The following is a 25,197-nucleotide window of genomic DNA, read 5'->3' as shown; positions in this document are numbered from 1 at the left end:
TCCTACTATTTCTTTACAATCTTGTATTGCTCTTGTTTTTCAGTTAGCCAAGTCATATATTCTTCATTAATACGAGATTCCAAGACAGTTTCATAAACTTCATCTTTGACATCTTCAAATACCGCTTCTTCTGCAGGCACTTTATCTGTCACTTTAATAATGTGATAGCCTTCTGCTGACTGCACCACACCACTAACAGCCCCTTTTTCAAGAGCGAATGCAGCCTCTTCGAACTGCTCATCCATCTGACCGCGACTAATATAGCCTAAATCGCCACCATCTTCACTTGTATCTGAATCAGTTGAATATGCTTTCGCTAGCTCAGCAAAGTCCTCACCAGCTTTTATCTTCGCTTCAACCTCTTTAGCAGTTGCTTCATCTCCAAGGAAAATATGGCTAGCTACTACTTGATCCTGTTGACCGTAGTCGTCCTTGTTTTCCTCGAAGTATTGCGTTAATTCCTCATCCGAAATATCAATGCTTGCCGCAATCACATCTTTCGTCAGCTGATACATACGAATATTTTCCTTAACACTTTCCTTTGTTAAACCATTTTCATCGAGTGCCTCTTGTAAAGAATCCTCTCCACCATAAGATTCTACAAGCTCATCGTATTCTGCTTGAATGGCGTCATCCGATACGGTAATTCCCTCTTTTGTCGCCTCAAGCTCGACAATTTTATTGTTTATGAGTGTGTCTAACACGTCTGCACCATATTGATCGCGCAATGCCTCATCTAGCTCTGTCTGAAGAATCTTCTCACCGTCCACCGTTGCCACATAATCGCTACTCTCTCCACATCCAGTTAATAGCATTGCTAATGCAACGGGAACAGCAAATATCTTGATAAACCTTGAATTTATAGTCATTCTCTATAACATCCTTTCGTTTATTTTCTCGTTTACATTGATTACTATAAAGTGCTAATGTGTCAGTCAGATGTCAGCTTTACAATTCCTTCAAAAATTTTTACATTTCCATTAGTGAATCTTTATAATAGCTTCACAAATCCCCTTCTTCTCACATACAGCACAACAAAAAAGGCCACCACGCCGTTACAGCGTTGTAGCCTTTAATAAGGTTATTTCAAAACATGTTCCTGTTGGATTACTTTCAACTAAACGTAAATCACCACCAATTGATTGAGCCATCATTTTACTTAACGGTAAACCTAAGCCTAGCCCTCGAACAGCGTATTTTTTATTTTCCCCTCTATAAAATCGTTCGAAAATAAATGCCTGATCTTCTTGAGTGATTCCGTTACCTGTATCTTTAACAGCAATTATGACACTATCAAGTTTTTGCCTTAAGGTAATCGTCACTAACCCTTCCTGCATTGCTTGCTTTGCATTTGTTAAAAGGTTTGTGAATATTTGCTGAATACGCACGACATCTGCCTGCACATTTACTGACTCCAGAAGATAATTTACTTGTATTTTAACGTTTTGTTCATCCTCCATCACTTCCCACTGGGCCACAGAATCTCTTACTAGATGATTGACGTTTACTGTGACGAGGTTAACCGGAATCGCATCTACTGCAAAACTATTAAAAGCTAGTAAATCTCCAACCATCGTTTTCATTTTCGTCGTTTCTAGCAATGCCATGTGAATAAATTCTTCGGCGTCCTTACCGGTTACAACGCCATCTCTTACAGCCTGCAAAAGTCCACTAATGGACGTAACAGGCGTTTTTAGCTCATGCGTCACACCAGCAAGCAGCTCTGTTCGCGTTCTCTCTAATTGTTCAAGCTTATTGGCCATTTCCTTAAAGGATGTCACAAGCTCGAAAATTTCTTCTTCTTTATTATTTTGAGGTAAATCAAATGTATAATTGCCTTCTTGTACTTGTTTAGCCGCTTCAGCTACCTGCTTAATTGGGCGTACTAAGCGCTTTGATAAGAAATAGATTGCTCCCCAGCCTAGGACAGCAAGAGCTCCAATTAGTAAGGCAAGTTGACCATATTCTTGTTGAACTTTTGTTAAGTTTTCCTTTTTCTCTAGCACAAGCACCCATCCGACTACGTTATTATCCCTTTCAATCTTCTTTTTCACTATATATTGAATCGTCTTTTTGCCCTCGGCTTCGACTAGTATCTTCTTCGCTCCTTCTTCATCATCTAATAGGTTAGCAACATTATTAGTGCTTCCTGGAGGCCTCGGTCGATTACTTGTCAGAACATTGCCTTTTACATCGACTACATATAAAATCGGATCAATTTCTCTCATATTATATCGTTCACGATTACCGATAAAGCCCGGTAAGCCGTCTGTTGGTGCATTTGAACCAGTGGTATCAGTCAAACGATAAACTGTTTCTTCCGCTATAAAATTCATTAAATCAAGCCGATTTTCAAAAGCTGTGTGACGTATCCAGCTAGCGGAAATTAAAGAGATAATGGCTAGCCCTATAAAGAGTGTAAGTAAATAACGTCTCGTCCAATAGTTGAGTAAGGAGATTCGCCTATTTTTTTTGAACACTTAACTGATACCCCAATCCACGTAATGTTTTAATCTCTCCTTCTGCTTCATCCCACTCTATAAGTGCTTTACGTAATCGCTTCACCGCTAAATCGACGGCTCGATCACTGCCCTCATATTCCCAGCCCCATACTTGTTCAATGAGCTGATCACGTGTGAATGTTTGATTTGGATGTTCTGCTAAAAATAAGAGCACCGATAAATCCCGCGGTGTTAACACAATTTCTTGACCATTGAGGTGCACTTGATGCGCCTGCATATCAATTTCCAACTGACCGAATCGCTTCTTTAAAGTTGTTTCATAATTGTTTTCGGCTCGCCTTAATACAGCCTTTACTCGCGCGACAACTTCGTCAGCTATAAATGGTTTAGGAATATAATCGTCTGCACCTTGATTGAAACCTTCTAAACGATAATTTACATCTCCTAACGCAGTTAGCATAATAACTGGACAAGCGCTCTCATTGCGAATTTCTCGTAAAATCGTCCAGCCGTTTTTTTCAGGTAACATAATATCTAATAATACTAAATCGGGCTGATGTTCCGTAAACAATTCTATTGCCTGACCACCAGTAAAGCATTGTACAACTTCATATCCTACCTTGTGCAAATAGGCCTTCAATACTTGGCTAATTGCGAATTCATCTTCCACCACTAATATTTTGGTCATCGTTTTTCACCCCGCCACGGCTTGTTGATTTTTTATTATAGCATCTGTTTATGTCAGCCAAATGTCAGCAAGTTCGACTAAAGAATACTTATATGTATATTTGAAAACAGACTTATAACGATACTCCATACAACCTATTTACCTAATGCATTTATAGAAAAAGTTATTATTCTTCTCTCGAATTTTTGCAATTCGGTTGACAATGGCTTCTTTGGACACTTATCATTGATTGCGAATGATAATCATTGATAATTCATTCAATTGTAGTTTAAACTATCTTCAATAAAATGATTAGGGGGTAATAGTATGATTATTGTTACAAATCGTATTCAAGTAAAGCCTGGCTTTGCAGCAAAAATGGCACCAAACTTTACGAAGCCAGGTCCTCTACAACAGTTTGAGGGCTTTCATAAAGTAGAGGTATTAATCTCGACAGATGATCCTACATATGACGAAATGAGCGTCAATATGTACTGGGAATCGAAGGAACATTTCCAAGCTTGGCGTAATAGTGATGCTTTTGCTGCGGCACATCACCGTCCAGAACCTGGTTCAGAAAGTGCAAAACCTGAGAATAGCCCTATTATCGGCAGTAAAATTGTTATTGCAGAGCTTGCTTCTTCTATTGAAGCACAAAGCTAATAACAAATTGTAAACCTTTTAAATATCTTCTGATTCTATCTAAAAAACCATGCATATTTCTAGAAATATGCATGGTTTTTTAATTTAAGTGCCAGGCACTCACACAATTATTGAAACACGACTACTAAAATATAGCCGACAACTGATAAACAAACGGAACCGATTAATCCCGCGATAAATGCTTTAATGCCCAATTGTTTAAAAGTTTTAATCTCTACATTTAATCCTAATCCCGCCATCGCCATGGCAATTAGAATATATGCACAGTTCACAAAAGTTTGCGCAACTGCCGGTGGTACTATTCCTAATGAATTAATCCCGCTCATTACTAAAAACCCTAGAATAAACCAAGGAATAATAGAAAGAGAAAATGCTTTATCTCCTTGTTCTTTATCCCTTCTTTGATACATAATACCGATTACTATTGCTACTGGCACAAGTAATGCTACGCGAGTTAATTTTACTATGACTGCCATATCAACAGCCTCATCACCACCTGCAGACGCTGCTGCAATGACATGAGCTATTTCATGTAATGTACCTCCCGCAAAAATACCATATTGCGTTGGCGTTAAACCAAATATTGAATACAGCAGTGTATAAACAAGTGTAAATACTGTACCAAGCAACGCTACAATCGCTGCACCTACTGCTGTTTCCTTTTCATTCGCTTTAATTTGAGGAGCAATTGCAACTACAGCCGCAGCCCCACAAATAGCTGTCCCGCAGGCTGTTAAAATGCCGAGCTTTTTATCGACATTAAATACCTTCGTTAAGCCGTAAACGACAAAAAGTGCAAATACTAAATTGATAAATGCAATAAGAAAAACGCCTGCCCCTGCATGATAAATATCAGCTAAGTTCAACCGCATACCAAGCAAGATAATACCGAAACGCAATAGTTTTTTACTCGAAAATGATATACCCGTTTGCCACGCATCTGGCACACTAAACGCTGCTCTCCAAGCCATACCTAGTATAATTGCTATCACAAGCTGCCCTAATATTGAGAAGAAAGGAAATGTAGAAATATACTTAGCCACTAAGGCAAGGCCCAACGTCAATATAATGCCCTTTATAAAAGGCGGCGTTAGGAATTTCTTGATCCCTCGTTGTTGTTCCATGCTGTCCACTTCTTTCATTCTTTATGAATATTACTTTATAAAAAAGGTAATCATTAGTAAAATACATATATATAATTGCTATCATTAATTTTTCTAATAATAAGGGGTGATATGATGCAATACGATGCGTTAAAAACTTTTATTACATTAGTTGAAGTAAACAATTTTACGAAAGCCTCAGAAATTTTACATATTTCCCAACCTAGTGTGAGTCTACATATTAAAAACCTTGAACAAGCGTTTCACACGACGTTATTTATTCGTTCGCCAAAGTCTGTGCAAATTACACCTACTGGTGAAATTTTATATAAACGTGCAAAGCAAATTATGGCCATTGCGGAGGCTGCACAGGAAGATATTTTAGCATATCATCACTCAATTCAAGGAACACTCATTATTGGAGCAAGCTTTACGATTGGTGAAAATATTCTGCCATCCATTTTATCAAAACTTCAACAACAATTTCCTCAATTAGAGTTACAAGTTATTATTGGCAATACCGATGAAATTATTCAATTTACGAAGCTATTACAAGTAGATATTGGTCTTATAGAGGGACAAGCACATGACAACGAGCTCGTCATTCAGCCATTTATGCAGGATGAATTATTTATCGTCAGTGCAAGCAACCATCCACTTGTTAAGCAACCCTCTATTACTATTTCACAATTACAACGACAAAAATGGGTTGCACGAGAAGTTGGCTCAGGGACACGCAATTATTTAGACCATCTTTTTCGTACAAATGGTCTTCAAGTCCATTCACTTCTAACAATTAGTAGCAATCAAGGCGTAAAGGAAAGTGTCATTGAAGGACTAGGTCTGTCTTTACTGTCTGGCAGTGTCATTGAGCGTGACATCCGAAATGGTGATATTGCCATTTTGCCACTTGCGGAACAACGTTTTATGCGGACTTTTTCTTACCTTCACTCGCCTACGATGAAGAATAAACGGAATGTTGAGGCACTTATTGAATTTATTACGAGGAAAAATGAGGCATAAAAAAAGCTTAGCTGGCTGTATTTTAGTCGCTAAGCTTACTTTAATGTTCTAGGGTTTATCGTTTTACGAGCCTGTTTACGCTCGATAATCTCTATAAATTTTGTAGCAGCACGAGACAATGGAACGCTTTTTAAATAACACATGCCAATGCTACGATTTGGAATGCTTTCTGTTAATGGAAGCTCATATAGTAGTCCTCGCTGCAAATAATCCTGTGAAAACTCTTTTGTTACACAAGCAATCCCTAAATTACTCCGTGCAAATTCAAGCACCAAATCATGCGAGCCTAGTTCAAACTCAGGTGCAATTTGAATTCCTTTCGACATTAAATAATTTTCTACATAGTTTCTTGAATTTGATTTCTTCTCAAGAAAAATAAGTGGAAACTTAAGTAGATCTTCAAAACGTAAGCTTTTTGATTGCAGTGTTTTATATTTCTCTCCACATACGAAAATATCCTGTATTTCCGTGCACACTGTTAATTGTAGGCTCACATCTTCTATTGGAAAATTGCAAAGCCCTACATCCACTTCACCAGATTTAATAAAGTTACATATTTCAGAGGTCGTACCATTTAGCATCTGTAGCTTAATATTTGGATACATCGTATGAAAAGATTCGAGATACGGCATTAAAAAGAAGCGCGAAATAGTATCTCCTACACCTATTTTCAATTGACCTGTCGTTAAGTTTTTAAATTCCAGAAGCTTTTCCTCTCCAGCATCTAAAAGACCTAATGCCGAGTTTGTATATTCATACAGCAGCTTCCCCTCTGTCGTTAACGTTACGCCTTTCGGTGTACGATTGAAGAGTCGTGTACCAAGTTCCTTTTCCAATTGCATCATTGCTTGGCTAACTGCTGGCTGTGTCATAAATAAATCTTTAGCTGCCCTAGAAAAACTACTATTTTTAGCAACAACACTAAAAACACGATATAAATCTAATTTCCCTATCATATAAGTACTCCTTATAGCTATTATATGAACTATTAATTTTACTTATATCATTAACTGAGCGTATAGTAAAATCATATTGATTTTTATTCATATTATTTAAATTAACATATAGCTTTTTATGAGGAGAGATTATTTTGGAACGTGTAGTTGGTACAGTTGTAAGAGGTCTTCGTGGTCCTATTATTAACGAAGGCGATAATATTGAACAAATCGTTGTAGATACAGTGTTAAATGCCGCTAAAGTAGAAGGCTATTCAATTGAAGATCGTGATATTGTTACAGTAACAGAATCAGTTGTAGCTCGTGCACAAGGTAACTATGCATCAATCGATGACATTGCAACGGACGTAGCTGCTAAATTCGGTGATGATACTGTTGGTGTTATTTTCCCAATTTTAAGTCGTAACCGTTTTGCAAACTGCTTACGTGGTATTGCGAAAGGTGTTAAAAAAGTTGTTTTAATGCTAAGCTACCCATCTGATGAAGTTGGTAACCACTTAGTTGATATCGACGAACTAGATGTAAAAGGTATTAACCCTTGGACAGATACATTAACGGAAGCTGAATTCCGTGAACATTTCGGCTATAAAAAACATACATTTACAGGTGTCGATTATATCGAATACTACAAAGAATTAATTGAGGCTGAAGGTGCTGCTTGTGAAGTAATCTTCTCAAACAACCCGAAAACAATTTTAGACTATACAAAAAGTGTACTAACATGTGATATTCACACTCGCTTCCGTACAAAACGTATTTTAACAACGAATGGTGCTGAAAAAGTATTCTCGTTAGATAACATTTTAGCTGTATCTGTAAATGGTTCAGGCTTCAATGCTGAATACGGCTTACTTGGTTCAAACAAAGCGACAGAAGAAAGTGTAAAATTATTCCCACATACTTGCCAACCAATCGTTGATGGCATTCAAGCAAAAATCAAAGAAGCTACTGGTAAAACTGTAGAGGTAATGGTTTATGGCGATGGCGCATTCAAAGATCCTGTAGGTAAAATTTGGGAACTTGCTGACCCAGTTGTATCTCCTGCCTTTACTGCAGGCTTAGATGGTACACCTAATGAAGTGAAATTAAAATATTTAGCAGATAACGATTTTGCTGATCTTCGTGGAGAGGAATTAAAAGCAGCTATCTCTGAATATATTCAAAATAAAGACGAGGATTTGACTGGTCAAATGGCAGCTCAAGGTACAACACCTCGTAAATTAACAGACTTAATCGGTTCTCTTTCTGACTTAACTTCAGGCTCAGGCGACAAAGGAACACCGATGATTTATATTCAAGGTTATTTCGATAACTATACAAAATAATACGCTTTAACATATAAACACCCACCTGCATAGGTGGGTGTTTTAGTTTGCAGATGATTATTGCCGTTGATTTCCGTTACGGGCGGACGCTTTCCGTGGGCACAGTGTAAGCCGCAACCCTCGCTTTCGCGCGGATTGTTGCGTCTTACGTTCTGTGCTGTTCCCGCTGGAGTCGCCGCCCTCCACTCCAATCAACTCGTATCGCTTCTCTTCAGGGCGAAAAAGATTAAAATCATGCATAATTATCGTCCTCCTGAATAAAAAAGGTCATTTAGTTCAACCAATATTTAAATAAATTCAGATGACTACTGCGTTGCTTTCCGCGGGCACTCTGTAAGCCGCAACCCTCGCTTGTGCGCGGATTGGTGTGTCTTATATTTTGTGCTGTCTCGTAGGCGTCATCGTCCGCCACTCCAATTAACTACTAGATACCTTACACCGACAAACGAAAACACCCGCCTACAATGGCGGGTGTTTTTTATGGGCATAATGTCCGAGCGATATTTTCAAAATAGCGTACACCGTAAATAAGGGCATCCTCATCAAGTTTAAAGCGTGGGTGGTGCAACGGATATGCTTCACCAAACTCTTCGTTATGCACCCCTATAAACTGCATAGAAGAAGGGACAACCTCAGAAAAATCTGCAAAATCCTCAGTGCCGAACATTGGTGCAGCTAATTCTTGTACACCCTCTGTTCCAACAATATCGCCAGCTATACGTCGTGATAAAGCCGTTAGCTCCTTATCGTTTGTCACTGAAGGACAGCCAAGCTCCCATTTAATCTCTACTGTTGCTCCGTGCATCGACGCTATACCATTGACAATCTTTTCTAAATGACGACGAGCATCGACACGTACTGTTGCGTCTAGTGAACGTATTGTACCCCCTAGCTCAGCAGTATCAGCAATAATATTTAATGCTGTGCCACAATGGAATTGTGCTACCGTTAAGACCGGTGCATGAATGCTTGGTACTTTACGCGACACGATTGTTTGCAGTGCAACAACCATTTCTGAACCAATTAACAACGGGTCAATCGCTACTTCAGGCATAGATGCATGGCTACCACGTCCATAAATCTTAATCTCAAAATCATCCGCGGCCGCTGTAAATTTCCCATCCTTCATGGCAAACTGACCAACTTTATAATCAGGACTTACATGTAATGCAAATGCATAATCTACATTTTCTGCGATACCTAGAGAAACAAGTTGAGCTGCTCCCCCTGGCGTTACCTCCTCTGCATGTTGGAAAACGAAACGAATTTCACCATTGAAATCTGTTCCACGCTCGGCTAATGCTTTTGCAGCCCCCAATAACATGGCTGGGTGTGCATCATGCCCACAAGCATGCATAACTCCTGGATTTTTTGATTTAAAAGGCAGATCGGTCTCTTCCTCAATCGGCAATGCATCGATGTCAGCACGTAATAAAATTGTATGACCATTACCTTCTGTCTTCGTTCCTTTTAAAAATGCGCACACGCTCGTTTCAGTTAAGCGCTTCACTTCTAAATGTGGGAATGTTATTAATTGATTATAAATATAATTTGCTGTTTCATGTTCTTGATGTGATAACTCTGGATGCATATGTAAATGCTGTCTCCAGGCAATGACTTGTTGTTTTAAATCTTTTGTTTCTATCATTTGCAAATCCTCCTATCATTCTACCAATTTAAAACGGACCGTAATTCATAGTGTGAGCGATAATTAGTAAAATTATAGCTAAAGCTGTTTGAATAGCGAAGTATGGGAACACCCATTTAAACCATTTAGAGAAAGGAATACCTGCGATTGCTAGACCTGCTAACAATACACCACTTGTAGGGATTACCATGTTTGAAATACCGTCTCCAAACTGGAAAGCCAATACCGCTGTCTGTCTTGATACACCAATTAAATCTGCTAACGGTGTCATAATTGGCATTGTCAAAGCCGCTTGTCCACTTCCTGATGGCACTAAGAAGTTTAGGCAAAGCTGTAGTAAGAACATGCCCACAGCGTTAATAGAAGCAGGTAGTACACTTACTGCATTCGCTACAAAATGTAAAATCGTATCAATTAAGCCACCTGATGTAGTAATAACTAAAATAGTTTGAGCAAAGCCAATGATAAGCGCACCCTCTACCATATCTCTAGCTCCTGAAATAAAGCCTTCAGCCATTTTATTCGGGCTCATTTTACAAATTATCGACATAATAATACTGCTTAATAGGAACACGCCACCAATTTCACTGATATACCATTGGAACTTAATAACCCCAACAATTAATGCGACAAAATTCGCCAATAACACAAGCAATGCTAATAAGTGGCGCCCACTCATTTTAAAGTCTAATGATATTTCAACACTTTCTTCTGGCTTAAATTTCCCGTAAATCCCTTTAGACGGATCTTTTTTAACTTTTTTAGCATGTCTAATAATATAGATTACCGTTAAAAGATAAAAAACAAAAAATACGATAATTCTATAGGACATACCTGAATACATTGGCAATTCAGCTATCGTTTGGGCAACCCCGATGTTAAACGGATTTGTAATCCCCGATGTAAATCCAGTAGCCAATGTCCCTAGCATTACTATCGCAAATCCTGTAATTGCGTCCATTCCAAGAGCCATTGTTAACGGGATAATGATTGCAATATATACTAGCGTATCCTCAGCTGAACCGATTAAAGTTCCTAAACTACCAAAGATTAATATAAGAATCGGAATTAATACGTACTCCTTCTTACCAAACTTAGAAGCCATTACTTTAATAAATGAATCAATAGCTCCTGTTTTTTGCATGATACCAAGTGCGCCACCAAATAAAAATACAAATAAAATAATGGAGGCACCTTCTAGCAACCCTAAATGGACACTATTAAATATTTGAAGAAAACCAACTGGACTCGAATCAATATAGTGAAATGATTCAGGATCCACAACCATTCGACCATTACTCTCCACTCGATCGTACTGACCTGCTGGAATAATATAAGTAAGGGCGCTCATTACCAAAATAATGATAAACATTAAAACAAACGCATTGATACCTTTAACTTTCGGCTCTTCTAAATTATTATTTTCCTGTAAATTTGCCATTCTCTCTCCCCTTTACATTCGTAATATAAAACCCTTTCAAAAGTAGAAACTTGTTACACTAGACAAGAAATCCACTTCACCCCTTTTCCGTTACACGGAAATATATTCCGATAAACGGAAATATGTTAGTAAAAATATAAAAAATTAAAACTGAAATGTCAATATTTTTTGATAATTCAGTTTTATAAAGTATTAAATTTTTATTCACAATACAGCGCAAATTTACTACTTTAATCAATTAGAGCATTGTAAATTTATATGAGGTTAGTTTTAGAAAACCGTAATTCTACGCATAGGAAAAATCGTTCGTGTACTAATATCATCCTCTTTTGAATAAACGACATTACTTTATTTTCAGTAACTTTCTATCATAAAAAAGACTGTTCCATTTTCGGAACAGCCTCTTTAGAAGAACCAACTATGTGATAAAGCCTTAAGCTTCTCATTGTATGTTACAGAAGGACAACCCAGCTTATTCAATCTAATTGCAATCTTTTTTTGGACTATATTTTAAATAGATTGATATTAGTAATAAACTAATAAAAAAAGAATCTATTATTCTGACAACAATTATTCCGTAATTCAAAATTGAAACATAGTCTATTACATACCAAATAATAACTAATAACGATGTAACTAGAAATATAGTTGACCAATAAATGAGCTTACACTTAATACAAACATTGGTATTTTCATGTCTTTGAGATAAAGATCTGAAATACATATAACCAATTATCAAAATTATTCCAAATAAAGTACTACCATGTTGTAAAAACTTATACAATGGTATTTCAAAACTGTAAATACTATAGATTTTGGTAAATACTGCAGGGAAATGAAGCACCATATACCCATTTATATGAGTAAAGGAATCCCATACTACATGAGTAAACATGCCAAACAATGCAGAATAAATAAAGACTACTAAATTCAACATTTTATTTGAATCTACTCTTTTGGTATAAGTATCTTGTAGTAAAATAGGCAAATGACTAACTAAGGTTTGATGTATAAAGAAATGATATATAAAGTAGATTAAAGCTACTAAAGGTAGATTTAAAGTAATAAACCCCATAAAAGTATGCCCTATTTCACCCTTAGGTTGACCTCTTAGAAAATATTCAAAATCTGGAGACATGCTACCGAAAACCATTGCAGAAAAATTAATGTATTTGCTTTTTCTGGAGAACAACAAGACGGCAGCAGGATGTGCAAAAGTGAGTGGCATTGTTTTAAACCCCTTTTGTTAATTTATCTTTTGCTGTAAGTTCTCAAAATTTTTTCGATAAACTGTGAAGCTCAGCTCCTTGTTATGCCTACAATCGACAATCAGTATAAGCATGCTAGGATTGAACCTCTTTTTCAAGTAAAAGTATAAATTCTATATTGAGCACTGACAATTAAAAACACATAAATTTGTCAGAAAAGAGATATTACAACGATTGAAGCCACATCCCTGCCACTAAAAGACGTTTAACTGGATTCACTCGGGGAGAACTTTAAATATAAAACGTATAATCCTCTGGTGTTACACGCTTTAAAAACTTCTTCGTCCGCTCCTCTTTTGGACTAACGAATATATCATGTGGGCTTCCCTCTTCCACAACAACTCCACCGTCCATAAAAATAACGCGGTTTGCGACATCCTTTGCAAAACCCATCTCATGCGTTACAACAAGCATTGTTGTGCCTTCTTTCGCAATGTTTTTCATAACGGTCAACACTTCTCCTACTAACTCTGGATCAAGCGCAGAGGTCGGTTCATCAAACAAAATAATATCTGGATTCAAGGCAACTGCACGAGCTATACCAACACGCTGCTGTTGACCACCTGATAACTGACTTGGATAAGCATCATATTTTTCTGACAAACCCACTTTGTCGAGCGCTTTTTTGCCGATTTCAATGGCTTCAGCTTTTGCTATTTTCCGACCAATCACAAGCCCTTCTGTAACATTTTCTAAAGCTGTTTTATTAGTAAAGAGGTTGTAATTTTGAAATACAAAGGCAACACGTTGTCGAATCGCATGGACATCCTTCTTCTTTACATTTTGAAAATCCACATCGATATTTCCAAACGTTGCATGCCCTTGATCGGCCTTCTCTAGAAAGTTAATGCAACGCAATAAAGTTGTTTTACCTGAGCCACTCGGACCTAAAATAACTACGACATCACCTTTATCAATCGATAAGTCTACACCTTTTAAAATTTCATTGTTGCCAAATGATTTGTGAATATTTTTTATTTTTAACATGATAATCGCCCCTTAGGCATTTGCCATTTTGTATTTGCTCAAATGTTTCTCGTATCGCTTAAACAGGTATTCAACCGTACTACACAAAATTAAATACACGATGAAAATATCAAGATATGCTTCGACATAATTGTAGCCGACATTGGCAGCTACTTTTGCCTTCAGTGTAATTTCTGGCAATGACATGGCATATCCCAATGACGTCGCTTTTATTAAGTTCACTGTTGCTGTACAAATATTCGGCATTGCAACGACTAAAGCTTGTGGAATAATAATTCGTCGATAGGCTTGAAAAGTCGTTAAACCGACAGCGTGTGCAGCCTCAAGCTGGCCCTTCTCAATAGTACTTAAAGCCGAGCGGAATACCTCTATTAAAATAGCTGTTGTACTAAAAGCAAAGACAATAAATGCATACCAAATCGGATTGATTTTATATATATCGTAAGCAATATGATATTTTTCAAAAATCATCTTTAGAATGAGTGGAATGCTACTATAAATAATAAATATCTGAATAATAATTGGAGTACCTCGAACAAAGGACACATAAATTTTTGCTAGATGATGAATAATCGGAATTTTATTGATGCGTGTTAGTGCTAATAAAAATCCTAGTGGTAGGGCAACGAGCAACGCAACAACCGTTACAAGGAGTGCAATCGGTACGCCGGATAATGCTACAAAAAAGGTTTCAACTAAAAATTGATAGTTCATGATTACGCCTCCTTACGTCGTTTCTAACGTTCTTTTCCCCTTGCCGAAAAACTTTTCCAACATAGCAAAGAATTTTTCAATAACAATGGATAGTACCCAATAGACAATCGCAAGTGCAATATAAATTTCTAGTGCGTGCGCATTGATATTACTAGCTATAATTAAATTCGCTTTCCCAACAATATCAATTAAGCCGATTGTGTAAGCTAATGCCCCCTCTTGTAATAACGCAATCATGCCATTCCCGAAGTTCGGCAATGCAATAACAAGTGCTTGGGGGAAAATAATACGCCGATAAGCTTGGAATGGCGTTAACCCTACACTGACAGCCGCTTCATACTGTCCTTTGTTAATAGCCAAATAAGCAGATCTAATCACTTCTGACATTATTGCAGCAAACTGCAATGTGAATGTTACGACAACAAAGAACGCTGTATCTATCGCATGAAGATTTAAACCGATGTTTTCTGCTAATGCAGGAACCCCGTAATATACAAGGAATAATAGAACGATAGATGGCGTACAACGCATAATCGTTGTATATAAATTCGCTATTTTTTGTAACACTTTCATTGAACTTAACTTTGCTGCAGCTAATAACAAGCCGAAAAATATACCTAATACAATGGAAGAACCTGCAACTAAAAAGGTTACTTTTAAAAACGGCAATAATAAGGGAATAGCGTTCCAAATGTATGAGGCATCAAAATACTTCTCCATTTCCTCACCAACTTTATCAAATGTCTTCACTAAAGGCTGCTACGAAACAACCCTTTGTTCTCCGTTTATTAAGAAAGACTGCTGAGTATGTTGACTCAGGCAGCCTTAAAAAAATTATCGATTTACGTTTTCTAACACTTCAAATAAATCACGGCCATAAAATTCTTTACTTAATTCACTTGTTTTCTTTTGCTCCTTAATTTGGGCAATAGCTTTATCGTAAGCATCCGCAAATTCTTGCTCTTTTTTGTTGAACAATGGCCATGTTTTAATCACTGCAAATTCGTTGTAAACAACTTCATCTTTTAAGTTATGATAAGCGCCATCATCGGCTAATACTTGCTGTTTAAATGGCCCTTCAATCATGACACCACCATCAACGCGACCTTCATTTACCCATTGCACAACATCCACAGTAAATGCATCACCAGCTTGTAATTTAACTTCGTTAGTTGGATTTGCTTTATTGTACTCATCTATAATTGTATACTGTGCATTGTTTGCAGCGATTGGTGCTAGTGCATAGCCCTTTGTCGCAAAGTCAGCTAATGTTTTTACACCTTCATCTTCTTTACGTAACACTAAACCTGCACTACTTAACCCTAAAAACTCTTTAGGGAAAATAAACTTCTCTGTACGCTCCTGCGTAAAGAATGCATTCTTTACACCTACTTGGTACTTTCCTTGCTCTACACCGATTAGTAAATCATCGCTTGTAGTCCCTACGTATTCAAACTTATATTCTGGTAATAATTCATCTACTAGCTTCATTACTTCCACATCATAACCAGTTGGATTTCCCTTATCATCAATATAGCTAATTGGCTTAGAAGCTTGATCGTAAGCAACCTTTACAGTACGAACTTTAACCCCATCTTCAGTTTCATTTTTAGATGCTTCACCAGAACTGCATCCTGCTAAAATAGCAAGAGAAGCCAACCCGACTGCTGCAAATTGAAATAATTTTTTCTTTTGTTTAAACATATGTCATTTCCCCTTAATCTCAAGTGATTTTAATATTAATGTTCCGTTAGTTTCTGCTGCTCAATAGCAGCTGTTGCTAGTTTCATAATCGTCATATCATCCATTGGCGGGTTATGTAAACCTGCACGGACATTGCGATAATAGCGCTGTAGTGGATTCGTAAGCTGCAAACTTTTTGCTCCAACTACTCGCATCGCCTTATCTACAATATCTATCGCAATATTTGTCACGGTGTGCTTTGCAACCGCCATTTCATTCGTTAAAGTATCGCGTCTAGCTGGATCATCATAAGCTTCCGCTACCCCATATAGCACAAATCGTGCCTGATGGAGCTTTAATTCAATATCACCTAATAGCTGCTGTACATTAGGCAATGTACTAATCGGAGCATTTAAACTATTTGGTTGATGATGATTAGCAAAATGTAACGCGTAGTCTCGGGCTGCCTGTGCAATCCCTAAGTAAGTTGCTGGAATATGTAAAATCCAGCCATTGATTTTGCCACCACTAGGGTGATTCGGCAATTCTACTAAATGGTTTTTAGGGACAACAACATTCTCTAACACCAAATCATGACTGCTTGTGCCACGCATCGCAGACATTTCCCAGTTTTCTACAATCGATAGCCCTGTTACATCTTTATGAATGAGATAGAAGCCAATTTGCCCCTTTTCTTCAATCCAAGCAGACGTTAAAAAATAATCTAGTACAGGGGATGCAGTCGTAAATATTTTACGGCCATTTAATAGCCAGCCATTATCTGTTGAGACTGCAGTTGTTCCAGGGCGACCACCTCGTGTCGGACTACCAGTTGCTAATTCACTGACAGCTCGGTTTATGATGGCACCTTTTTGTACTTCTAAAGCAAACTCTTGGAGAATATCGTCTGCCCACAACTTCTTGTCATATATCTCACCAACAACGCCTAGAGTCCATCCTAGTGAAAGAGAGGCGTTCTCGTCGTAGCTAGCTAGTGTTTCTTGAACGAGTATCATATCGTAAACAGATAGTCCCTCTCCGCCATATTGTTTTGGTAATGTTAGTTTTGGATAGCCGATTTGCAATAATAGCTTATGTGCCTCAAATGGGAAACGCGATTGCTCATCGACTTCTACAGCCTCTGATTTAATTGGTTCCGCAATTGATGCAAGCTGCTCCAACCAGTAATGCTGGCGCTCAGTTTTAATAAATAACTCTTTCAAGAAATCTCCTTCTTCCTAAATTATATAAAACATATATATTTACTAAGAATTAATGTTGTAAAAAAATCTCTATCTACATTAGTAGTGAGATCACTTTAGTACTGAATTTTCAGATTCATTGTCATTATGATACTTTCAACATGTTTAATTGTCAATGGATAATTACAAGTTTTTTTGTAAGAATTATAGGGTTTTGTTTTCTCCTTCTTTCAGATGTTTATTTATTTTGTGCACGAAGCTGTATTTAAAACATATGCTAACACTAAGAAAGAGGTGTATAAATGAACAAAAATATGAATCAGTCTCCAAATACTGTAAACATCACACATATAGCTCCTCAAATTATTCAAACGAAATTTGGAGATATAAACGGTGATGGCTTTTTTGATACAGTTTTTTTAATGGGTATTAAGACGCCGGAAAGTCCCCTATGGCAGAATCTAACACTCGTTGTCTTTTACGGACAAACAAGACAATTCCAACAAATTGGGCTGAAAGAAAACATTGGCTATAACCCTACAATTTTTCTAGGCGATTTTACAGGGGATCATATAGAAGATATTCTTGTTATTTCTGATACCGGTGGCAGTGGTGGCATTATTAATGGCGAGATTTTTTCCTCGATCAATGGGAAATTGCTATCAATATTTGATACGGAGTCATTTAATAATAAATTCACTTATTCTGTAAATTATTTAAATAACTATAAAGCATCTGTCCGTAGCACGAACCCTAAAAAACGGTATATTCTTGATTTAAATTATAAAGGAGCTGATTATTTAGCGGAAATTTATAATAAGGACGGTATATTGAAGCAACCGATTGAAGGCTGGGTTGACCCTATTAGTGGATTATACCCTGTTGATTATGCTCGGGAGGGAACATATCAACTATTAGCCTATCAGAAAATTGCGGGCAGATATCATGCAGATGGATTAGGGTATGTTGAAAACATCTTAAAATGGAATGGTCGAGAATTTGTAGTTGATCGACAATCCGTGTCCATATATGGCGAGGATTTAACATAAAATGTGAATATTGATATAAACTAAAAAAGTCCGCATACATTCCTGCGAACACAGCATAAAACATAAGCCCTGAGAGAAAATAAGGCTGTCCTACGCTATGTTTAACGGAAAGCAAGCGGATTTTTTTAGGACGCTAAAACGACCCTACATGTTATTTTTCAACTAAAGCGAAGTAATTATTTTCGTGGTCAGCAAAGTTAAAGACTCTACCCATTGGCATCATTACTAAGTCTCCCACTTTAATTCCCTTCGTTTGGAAATCTTGGTACATCTCCGTTATATTATCGGCGTAAAACATAATAGAAGGTGTTTCTAAATTTAATTCAGGCTGCATTTTAGCAATCATTTCTTTGTTGTGTAGTACAAATGACGTTTGTGCGTCTTTTGTAGGGGCAATTTCAACCCAACGCATTTCCGCCTCCGTATTATCCGCTACTACTACAAATCCAATTTTTTCTGTCCAAAACGCTACCGCTGCATCTTGATCATTTACATACAACATTACTTGTCCAATTTGCTGAATCATGACAAAGCCCTCCCTTTTGAACAATAGTATACATCAAAACAAAATTTTATATGTCTTTAGCAGTCATTATTTTTAGTGGAATTTTTAGATTTTCTTAATTATCTTAATAAAAGAAAAACTGATAAAGACTTAACTTTTAATTTTTTTTTGTTAAAATGAGCTAGTCATCTATTATTTACCTTCTCGGGAAATGTATAGAACAATAATATTATAGTGAGGATAACCACAAGTGACAAAACTAAGTTTACGAAAAAAGCTCATTTTTTCATTCTTAGCAATACTTCTCATCCCAACATTAATCATTGGGATCATTTCTTACCAAAGTGCAGAGAAGCAAATTTCTAAGGAACAGCATGCAAGTGCTACCGAAAGTATTCGAATGCTTGATACGAATATCACAGGTACTATTAAACCTAAGATTGAAGACATCCAATATTTTACCAAGAAAATTAATCAATCTTATTTACAAGAAAGTAAAGTTCCAGAGCTTAAATCGCTATTACAAGAATACGTAAATATGCACCCAGAAGTTGAGCTCGTCTATCTCGGCACTAGTGAAGGTAAGATTATAGATGAGCCTGCACAACAATACCAAAGTGACTTTGATCCACGTACAAGACCTTGGTATAAGCAAGCGTTAAGTAATAAGGGTCAAATAGCCATTACAGCACCTTATATTTCACAAGCTTCAAGTCATATGGTTATTACGATTACACAAGCTTTACCAGATGGTTCCGGTGTCATTGGTTTAGATCTCAATATATCTACACTAAGTGACATTACCAATGATATTCACATCGGAAAAACAGGCTTTGCCTCACTTTTAGATAACAACAAAACATATATTTCTCAACATGATAAAGAAAGTGGTTCAGAAGCTACTGAAAGCTATATTGCAAAAATATATGAGCAAGACAGCGGTACCATTGTAGAAAAGGATCGACAGCTACAATTTATCACCAATGAACTAACAGGTTGGAAGCTTGTTGGTACAATGTTTTCAGCTGAAGCAACAAAAGCTGCAGCTTCAACATTTAATATCAACTTAATCATTATTGTCATTTCAATTATTATCGGCGTTGTATTTATGCTTCTGATGATCAAATCCATTGTAAATCCGATTAATCGACTAAAGCACAGTGCTATTAAAATTAGCGAAGGCGATTTAACGGAATTTATCGAAATACATTCTAAGGATGAAATTGGACAGCTTGGAGAGGCTTTCGTTTCAATGAAAGTTAATTTGAAAAAGCTTATTCGCAATGTTGATCGAAGCGTCCAACATGTACAAGCATCTGCACATGGATTATCTGCACATGCAGAGCAAAATATTGCTTCTTCAGAGCAAGTTGCACAAGCAATGCAACAAGTAGCAATTAGTGCAGAAAGTCAGACAACGGGTAGTGACCAAAATGCTATCTCTATTGAGGAAATTGCACAAGGCATCGTTGAAGTGGCCGATAGCGCCATGCAAGTTACAGATCTTTCTAGCAACGCTATTGTGCAAGCAGAAGAAGGTGGACAATCTGTTGAGCGGACGGTCAACCAAATGAATTCAATTAATGAATCGGTTGCGCAATCAGACAAAATGATTAAGTCACTTTACGATCGTTCAAAAGAGATTGGTTCCATTTTAGAAATTATAAGTGCTATTTCAGACCAAACGAATTTACTAGCTTTAAACGCTGCAATTGAGGCTGCTAGAGCAGGTGAACATGGTAAAGGTTTTGCCGTAGTGGCCGATGAAGTAAGAAAATTAGCCGAGCAATCACATCAATCTGCAGAGCAAATTTCCTCGCTCATTACAGGTATTCAGCAAGATACCGCCAAATCTGTTGAAACAATGGTTAAAGCATCTTCAGATGTACAAGAAGGTATTTTGTTATCAGAAGACACAAGCAAAAAATTTGCTAGCATTACTGAAAGCTTACGTAATATTGCACCAAAAATGGAGGGTATCTCAGCTTCCGCCCAAGAAATTTCAGCGGTAGTGGAGGAAGTTTCAGCAACTGCGATTGAATTAACCGACCACGCTAAGCTTAATGCAGCGGCTTCAGAGGAAGTTGCCGCTTCAACTGAACAAACATTATCCTCAATGCAAGAAATGACTGCATCTGCCAAAGCTTTACTCGATATGGCTGATGAATTACAAAGCTATGTAAACCGTTTTAAATATTAAAAAATGCACGATGAACAAAGGTTTTCCTCTGCTCATCGTGCTTCTTTATATAATTATTTAGCTTTTTCTTCATGGCTAATCTGCCATTCAATTCCAAACTTATCAGTAAGAGACCCGTAACATTTACTCCAAAATGTTTCTTGTAGCTCCATCGTTACTTTGCCACCTTCTTTAAGTCCTTCAAATGCTTTTTTCAATTGGGCTTCATCATCGGACACAACAGCCAATGTTACGTTGTTGCCAATTGTGAATGGTGAACCTGGGAATGTATCAGAAAACATTACTGTGCTTCCCAAAATCGATAAACGTGTATGCATTACGAGATTTTTTGCTTCTTCTGGTAATGGATAGCTTGGATCACTTGGTGAATCGCCAAATGTCATAATTTCAGCCTTGTCCGAATTAAAAACTTGCTCATAAAATGATACAGCCTCTCGACAATTACCATTAAAAATTAAATACACCTCTACCGCCATTTCCACCACTCCTCTGAATTTTCTGAAACAACTATATTGTACTTAGATTACGAACGATAAGCTAGTCTTATCATGTGAAACTCTGTATAGGTTTACTTTTTCAATTACATATTATACTTATAAAAAGGTTTGCGATTTTCTATATTTTAAACACTTTCTTGTCTCCTCCTACAAATTTTTTATTTATTTTGTTAAAATCTTTGACTTTTACTTAAAAATCATGTAAATTACCAAATGGCGAACAATTTAAAGTAAACATTTAAAAATATTCGTATTTTAGGAGTGTATATAATGGATAACGTATTTGACTATGAGGATATTCAACTAATTCCCGCAAAATGTATCGTAGAAAGTCGTTCAGAATGTGATACATCTGTTACTTTAGGTGGACACAAATTTAAATTACCTGTAGTACCTGCAAACATGCAGACTATAATTGATGAAAATATCGCAGCAAAGCTTGCTGAAAACGGTTACTTTTATATTATGCACCGCTTCAATCCTGAAACACGCATTAATTTCATTAAAGATATGCAAAATCGCGGTTTAATCGCTTCGATTAGTGTTGGGGTAAAAGAAGAGGAATATGCATTTGTAGAAGAGTTAGCAACTGCTGGATTAGTTCCTGAATTTATCACAATTGATATTGCGCATGGTCATTCAAACGCTGTCATTCGTATGATTCAGCATATTAAAAAACATTTACCAAATAGCTTTGTTATTGCTGGTAATGTTGGTACTCCTGAAGCTGTGCGTGAACTTGAAAACGCTGGCGCTGATGCTACTAAAGTTGGTATTGGGCCAGGTAAAGTTTGTATTACAAAAATCAAAACAGGCTTCGGCACAGGTGGCTGGCAGCTAGCAGCATTACGCTGGTGTGCAAAGGCAGCGACTAAACCGATTATTGCTGATGGTGGTATTCGCACAAATGGGGATATTGCTAAATCTGTTCGTTTCGGTGCTTCAATGGTTATGATTGGATCTTTATTTGCAGGTCACGAGGAATCACCAGGTGAAACAATCGAAATCGAAGGTAAATTAGTAAAAGAATACTTCGGCTCTGCTTCTGAATTCCAAAAAGGTGAGAAGAAAAATGTTGAAGGTAAAAAAATGTTTGTGGAACATAAAGGTAGCCTGAAAGATACTTTAATTGAAATGCAACAAGACCTTCAATCATCTATTTCGTATGCCGGTGGCACTAAGCTAGAAGCTATTCGAAATGTAGATTATGTAATCGTAAAGAATTCAATTTTTAACGGCGATAAAGTATATTAAAATTTTAAAAACGACTGTTTTCTAAAGTCGCTCAAATAGACAAAATATCTCGTGAGCTTTCGAGATATTTTGTTTTTTTATTTAGTAGAGAAACGGTGAATATCTCTCAATTATGCTAATAAAAAAAGACTATAGGCAAACTCAAATTGCTTTGAATTTGTCTATAGTCAGAAATAATTTTTACAGCTTGTTGATTACTGCATGTAAAGTTTCTTTTAGTTCTGCATCATGATTAGAAAGCTCAACAAGGTTACCTAAGCGCTCACGTAATACAGGACGTTCAATGACTAATTTCTCGTCAAGTACTTTTACTAATAATTCAATAATAAGACGGTCACGAACATCTAACGCTTCTTCCAAACGCTCTGGTGTAATTTTCGCATCATTTTTTGCTGCATTTGCCATTTAAAAAAACCCCTTTTATTTTATATTCATGCACATCTATTTTAGCATACCGCCTAATTTTTTTAAAAACTTTCTTTTACAATACTATACAGTAATTTACAGTATTACGCATTCCACAATTACGTTGTCATGTTATATTCTATAGTATTAATAAAATACACGAAATAGTAACAATTATTCTGACAGTCACCATTCTCTTTATAAAGTTTTTTTCATATTCTATAAAATAAATATTATTTTTAAATAAGAAAATGGAGGAATAGCATGAACCAAAAGCATTATACGTATATGCAACTTGTGAAAGCTGTGCCAAAAACTTTACAACTGTTTCTCAACGTATGCCTTGTATTGTTAGCACTTATATTAGCCTTCCTACTTATGAAAGAACTAATTGAATTTCTACACATATTATTAGCAGATGGTACTGGTGATTATAAACTTTTCCTCGCGAATATTCTAATTTTCTTTTTGTATTTTGAATTTATTACGATGATTATTAAGTACTTTAAAGAGGATTATCATTTCCCTCTAAGATACTTTATTTATATTGGAATAACTGCCATGATTCGATTAATTATCGTTGAGCACGATCATCCTATTAACACTTTGATCTATTCCCTTATTATTTTAATTTTAATTATTAGCTATTTTATTATCAATATTACCCCATTAGAAAGACCTATTCGTTCATCCATTCTTTTTAAAAAGGAGTAATCCTCTATATGCAGTGTACTTCTCTTAACGCTTAAAAGGCTGTCAAACACATTGGTTTTTCCAAAACAAAGAAAAGTTTGTACAATGCCTGTAAATGCTGGCTATCACTAATCTTTACCTTGCCAAGCATAAATAGATCTTGAACCGTGACAACGCCCATCATTAGTGAAGAAAGCTCTGCAATATCAATAATCATTTCTACATCATAGCTTTCATTTTCTATCATTTCTATATAGCCATCTACTGCCTGTAATATAATGTTTTGGTTGTTTTCTGCTAATAGTGAATCAGTAACAGTAAGCTTAACCGTCAGATTACTATTATTAAAATTATGTGTTTTTAGTTCCTGAAAGAAACCTCTAACATTTATTATTCGATACATTAACCCAATCCCTACAACAGCATTTGCATGAAATACACTTGGAATTAAATGATTGGAGCCATTTCGTACATCACCTAAAAAGAAATGAATATTATCATCCTGTGTATTCCATTCAATTCGGTTTATTTGATCTGCTTGGCTATTTAAAAACGTACTGAGTTCTAGTAAAGCCTCTGGAGTTTCATATATAAATTCTTTTATGACCAAATTATTTAACATAAAATTCGTCTCGCTTTGCTTTTTAAACGAAAACACCACATACCCTTCAATATAATCGTCTTTTTCAACGGCAATAATATAGTTTTGCTTATTTTTAAAAATCGCTGTTAGCTCAGATTGGGTTTTGAAAAACATGCCATGCTTTTTAAGCGCTATTCTGTTATAACAGTCTGCTACCTGCTGCTGATCTTGCTCGCTTACATATTTGATATGCTGTTTTGTTGGCCCCTTAGGAAAACTAGAAGGTTCTACTAAGTACTGGTACATTTTAGGTCCATAGCCAAAGCCCATTTTTTTATAAAAATCAGGTCTAAATGGATATAAAGCAACGATGTGGACTTCTTTCTCTAAAAAAATTTTATAAAAATACTCGATTAGTTCTTTGGCAATTCGCTCTTTTTTATGTAGTAGGTCAACAGCAACTTGACCTACACCGCCAATTGGAATTATTTTCGAAAATAAGTTCATCTCAAAGTCATGGATACGCATACAACCCAGTAAGTCGTTATCCTCCCATAGCCCATAATAATTTATAGAAGGTTCATTACTAAGGTTATGCTTAAAAACTGATATTAATCGTTCTGTTGTTTGTGGGGAAGCTTCCACTACCCCTGGATAGGCACCAATCACAATATTTACATACTTTAAAATGTCATCTTCCTGTAGTAATTTCTTTACAATTCGCATTTACACCCTCCTATTGCCAAAATAATTTTGGTTTAGCCCATTTGCTTTTACATTATTTCACGCATCTATTAATAACATATATTACCACAAGACTTTTAATGCTGTATGATAACAATAAAGCACCATGAAATGATGAGCTTGCG

At 36.5% G+C, this 25,197-nt stretch carries 24 protein-coding genes; 7 read left to right on the top strand and 17 right to left on the bottom strand.

Going from position 1 to position 25,197, the window contains the following annotated elements; all coding sequences use genetic code 11:
• Positions 1-5: 5 nt before the first annotated feature.
• The 3 genes from ACIQXJ_RS21075 to ACIQXJ_RS21065 form a co-directional block, all read right to left on the bottom strand.
• On the bottom strand, positions 6-869 hold the full coding sequence (locus ACIQXJ_RS21075; RefSeq protein WP_403057345.1) for a peptidylprolyl isomerase: 864 nt from the start codon (positions 867-869) through the stop codon (positions 6-8).
• A 186-nt stretch (positions 870-1,055) separates the two neighbouring features.
• Positions 1,056-2,480 (bottom strand): sensor histidine kinase, encoded by a 1,425-nt coding sequence (locus ACIQXJ_RS21070; RefSeq protein WP_403057342.1) that lies wholly within the window; start codon positions 2,478-2,480, stop codon positions 1,056-1,058.
• Positions 2,464-3,150, bottom strand: a complete 687-nt coding sequence (locus ACIQXJ_RS21065) for a response regulator (RefSeq protein WP_403057339.1) — start codon at positions 3,148-3,150, stop codon at positions 2,464-2,466. The genes ACIQXJ_RS21070 and ACIQXJ_RS21065 overlap by 17 nt, the downstream gene beginning before the upstream one ends.
• Before the next feature lie 306 nt (positions 3,151-3,456).
• Between ACIQXJ_RS21065 and ACIQXJ_RS21060 the strand changes: the two genes are divergently transcribed.
• Positions 3,457-3,792, top strand: coding sequence for a heme oxygenase (locus ACIQXJ_RS21060; protein WP_401012451.1), 336 nt, complete (start codon positions 3,457-3,459; stop codon positions 3,790-3,792).
• Positions 3,793-3,899: 107 nt separating this feature from the next.
• On the opposite strand, the gene ACIQXJ_RS21055 is transcribed toward ACIQXJ_RS21060, so the two are convergent.
• Positions 3,900-4,916, bottom strand: coding sequence for a YeiH family protein (locus ACIQXJ_RS21055; protein ID WP_403057336.1), 1,017 nt, complete (start codon positions 4,914-4,916; stop codon positions 3,900-3,902).
• Positions 4,917-5,030: 114 nt separating this feature from the next.
• Between ACIQXJ_RS21055 and ACIQXJ_RS21050 the strand changes: the two genes are divergently transcribed.
• The gene (locus ACIQXJ_RS21050; protein WP_403057493.1) at positions 5,031-5,918 is read left to right on the top strand and encodes a LysR family transcriptional regulator; all 888 of its coding nucleotides are present in this window, start codon (positions 5,031-5,033) and stop codon (positions 5,916-5,918) included.
• 35 nt (positions 5,919-5,953) lie between these two features.
• Here ACIQXJ_RS21050 and ACIQXJ_RS21045 read toward each other — a convergent pair whose 3' ends face one another.
• Entirely contained in the window at positions 5,954-6,874 is a 921-nt protein-coding gene (locus ACIQXJ_RS21045) for a LysR family transcriptional regulator (protein ID WP_401012446.1), read from the bottom strand.
• A 134-nt stretch (positions 6,875-7,008) separates the two neighbouring features.
• On the opposite strand from ACIQXJ_RS21045, the gene ACIQXJ_RS21040 reads away from it, so the two are divergent.
• The gene (locus ACIQXJ_RS21040; RefSeq protein WP_401012444.1) at positions 7,009-8,199 is read left to right on the top strand and encodes a coenzyme F420-0:L-glutamate ligase; all 1,191 of its coding nucleotides are present in this window, start codon (positions 7,009-7,011) and stop codon (positions 8,197-8,199) included.
• 478 nt (positions 8,200-8,677) lie between these two features.
• Here the strand turns inward: ACIQXJ_RS21040 and ACIQXJ_RS21035 are convergent, their stop codons facing one another.
• From ACIQXJ_RS21035 to ACIQXJ_RS21000, 8 genes are all read right to left on the bottom strand, one after another.
• Positions 8,678-9,847 (bottom strand): M20 metallopeptidase family protein, encoded by a 1,170-nt coding sequence (locus tag ACIQXJ_RS21035; RefSeq protein WP_403057331.1) that lies wholly within the window; start codon positions 9,845-9,847, stop codon positions 8,678-8,680.
• A 28-nt stretch (positions 9,848-9,875) separates the two neighbouring features.
• Positions 9,876-11,288, bottom strand: a complete 1,413-nt coding sequence (locus ACIQXJ_RS21030) for a YfcC family protein (protein ID WP_403057328.1) — start codon at positions 11,286-11,288, stop codon at positions 9,876-9,878.
• A 481-nt stretch (positions 11,289-11,769) separates the two neighbouring features.
• Complete coding sequence (locus tag ACIQXJ_RS21025; protein ID WP_403057325.1) at positions 11,770-12,516, bottom strand: DUF4184 family protein; 747 nt, start codon at positions 12,514-12,516, stop codon at positions 11,770-11,772.
• 271 nt (positions 12,517-12,787) lie between these two features.
• The gene (locus ACIQXJ_RS21020) at positions 12,788-13,543 is read right to left on the bottom strand and encodes an amino acid ABC transporter ATP-binding protein (RefSeq protein WP_340821672.1); all 756 of its coding nucleotides are present in this window, start codon (positions 13,541-13,543) and stop codon (positions 12,788-12,790) included.
• Between the two features lie 12 nt (positions 13,544-13,555).
• On the bottom strand, positions 13,556-14,257 hold the full coding sequence (locus ACIQXJ_RS21015; protein ID WP_340821671.1) for an amino acid ABC transporter permease: 702 nt from the start codon (positions 14,255-14,257) through the stop codon (positions 13,556-13,558).
• A gap of 12 nt (positions 14,258-14,269) precedes the next feature.
• Positions 14,270-15,007: an amino acid ABC transporter permease gene (locus ACIQXJ_RS21010; RefSeq protein ID WP_403057322.1), complete on the bottom strand. Its 738-nt coding sequence runs from the start codon at positions 15,005-15,007 to the stop codon at positions 14,270-14,272.
• Between the two features lie 84 nt (positions 15,008-15,091).
• Positions 15,092-15,961, bottom strand: a complete 870-nt coding sequence (locus ACIQXJ_RS21005) for a transporter substrate-binding domain-containing protein (protein WP_403057319.1) — start codon at positions 15,959-15,961, stop codon at positions 15,092-15,094.
• A gap of 35 nt (positions 15,962-15,996) precedes the next feature.
• Positions 15,997-17,163 carry an acyl-CoA dehydrogenase family protein gene (locus ACIQXJ_RS21000; protein WP_403057316.1) on the bottom strand — a complete coding sequence of 389 codons (1,167 nt, stop codon included), beginning with the start codon at positions 17,161-17,163 and terminating at the stop codon, positions 15,997-15,999.
• A 281-nt stretch (positions 17,164-17,444) separates the two neighbouring features.
• Here ACIQXJ_RS21000 and ACIQXJ_RS20995 point away from each other — a divergent pair, with 281 nt between their 5' ends.
• The gene (locus ACIQXJ_RS20995; protein WP_403057313.1) at positions 17,445-18,191 is read left to right on the top strand and encodes a hypothetical protein; all 747 of its coding nucleotides are present in this window, start codon (positions 17,445-17,447) and stop codon (positions 18,189-18,191) included.
• 151 nt (positions 18,192-18,342) lie between these two features.
• Here the strand turns inward: ACIQXJ_RS20995 and ACIQXJ_RS20990 are convergent, their stop codons facing one another.
• Entirely contained in the window at positions 18,343-18,717 is a 375-nt protein-coding gene (locus ACIQXJ_RS20990) for a VOC family protein (protein ID WP_403057310.1), read from the bottom strand.
• Positions 18,718-18,946: 229 nt separating this feature from the next.
• On the opposite strand from ACIQXJ_RS20990, the gene ACIQXJ_RS20985 reads away from it, so the two are divergent.
• The gene (locus ACIQXJ_RS20985) at positions 18,947-20,896 is read left to right on the top strand and encodes a methyl-accepting chemotaxis protein (protein ID WP_403057307.1); all 1,950 of its coding nucleotides are present in this window, start codon (positions 18,947-18,949) and stop codon (positions 20,894-20,896) included.
• 53 nt (positions 20,897-20,949) lie between these two features.
• Here ACIQXJ_RS20985 and ACIQXJ_RS20980 read toward each other — a convergent pair whose 3' ends face one another.
• Positions 20,950-21,372: a VOC family protein gene (locus ACIQXJ_RS20980; RefSeq protein WP_403057304.1), complete on the bottom strand. Its 423-nt coding sequence runs from the start codon at positions 21,370-21,372 to the stop codon at positions 20,950-20,952.
• A 291-nt stretch (positions 21,373-21,663) separates the two neighbouring features.
• Here ACIQXJ_RS20980 and guaC point away from each other — a divergent pair, with 291 nt between their 5' ends.
• Entirely contained in the window at positions 21,664-22,647 is a 984-nt protein-coding gene (gene guaC, locus ACIQXJ_RS20975; protein ID WP_403057301.1) for a GMP reductase, read from the top strand.
• Between the two features lie 180 nt (positions 22,648-22,827).
• Here the strand turns inward: guaC and ACIQXJ_RS20970 are convergent, their stop codons facing one another.
• Positions 22,828-23,052 (bottom strand): phosphate-starvation-inducible protein PsiE, encoded by a 225-nt coding sequence (locus ACIQXJ_RS20970; protein ID WP_401012421.1) that lies wholly within the window; start codon positions 23,050-23,052, stop codon positions 22,828-22,830.
• Between the two features lie 264 nt (positions 23,053-23,316).
• On the opposite strand from ACIQXJ_RS20970, the gene psiE reads away from it, so the two are divergent.
• Positions 23,317-23,766 (top strand): phosphate-starvation-inducible protein PsiE, encoded by a 450-nt coding sequence (gene psiE, locus ACIQXJ_RS20965; protein ID WP_403057298.1) that lies wholly within the window; start codon positions 23,317-23,319, stop codon positions 23,764-23,766.
• Between the two features lie 31 nt (positions 23,767-23,797).
• On the opposite strand, the gene ACIQXJ_RS20960 is transcribed toward psiE, so the two are convergent.
• The gene (locus tag ACIQXJ_RS20960) at positions 23,798-25,054 is read right to left on the bottom strand and encodes a GNAT family N-acetyltransferase (RefSeq protein ID WP_403057295.1); all 1,257 of its coding nucleotides are present in this window, start codon (positions 25,052-25,054) and stop codon (positions 23,798-23,800) included.
• Positions 25,055-25,197: the final 143 nt, after the last annotated feature.

This window comes from Lysinibacillus sp. NPDC097868, from assembly GCF_044761135.1.
Taxonomy (GTDB): domain Bacteria; phylum Bacillota; class Bacilli; order Bacillales_A; family Planococcaceae; genus Lysinibacillus.
The sequence above is the reverse complement of the archived record's forward strand: the minus strand, read 5'-3'. Positions and strand labels throughout refer to the sequence as shown.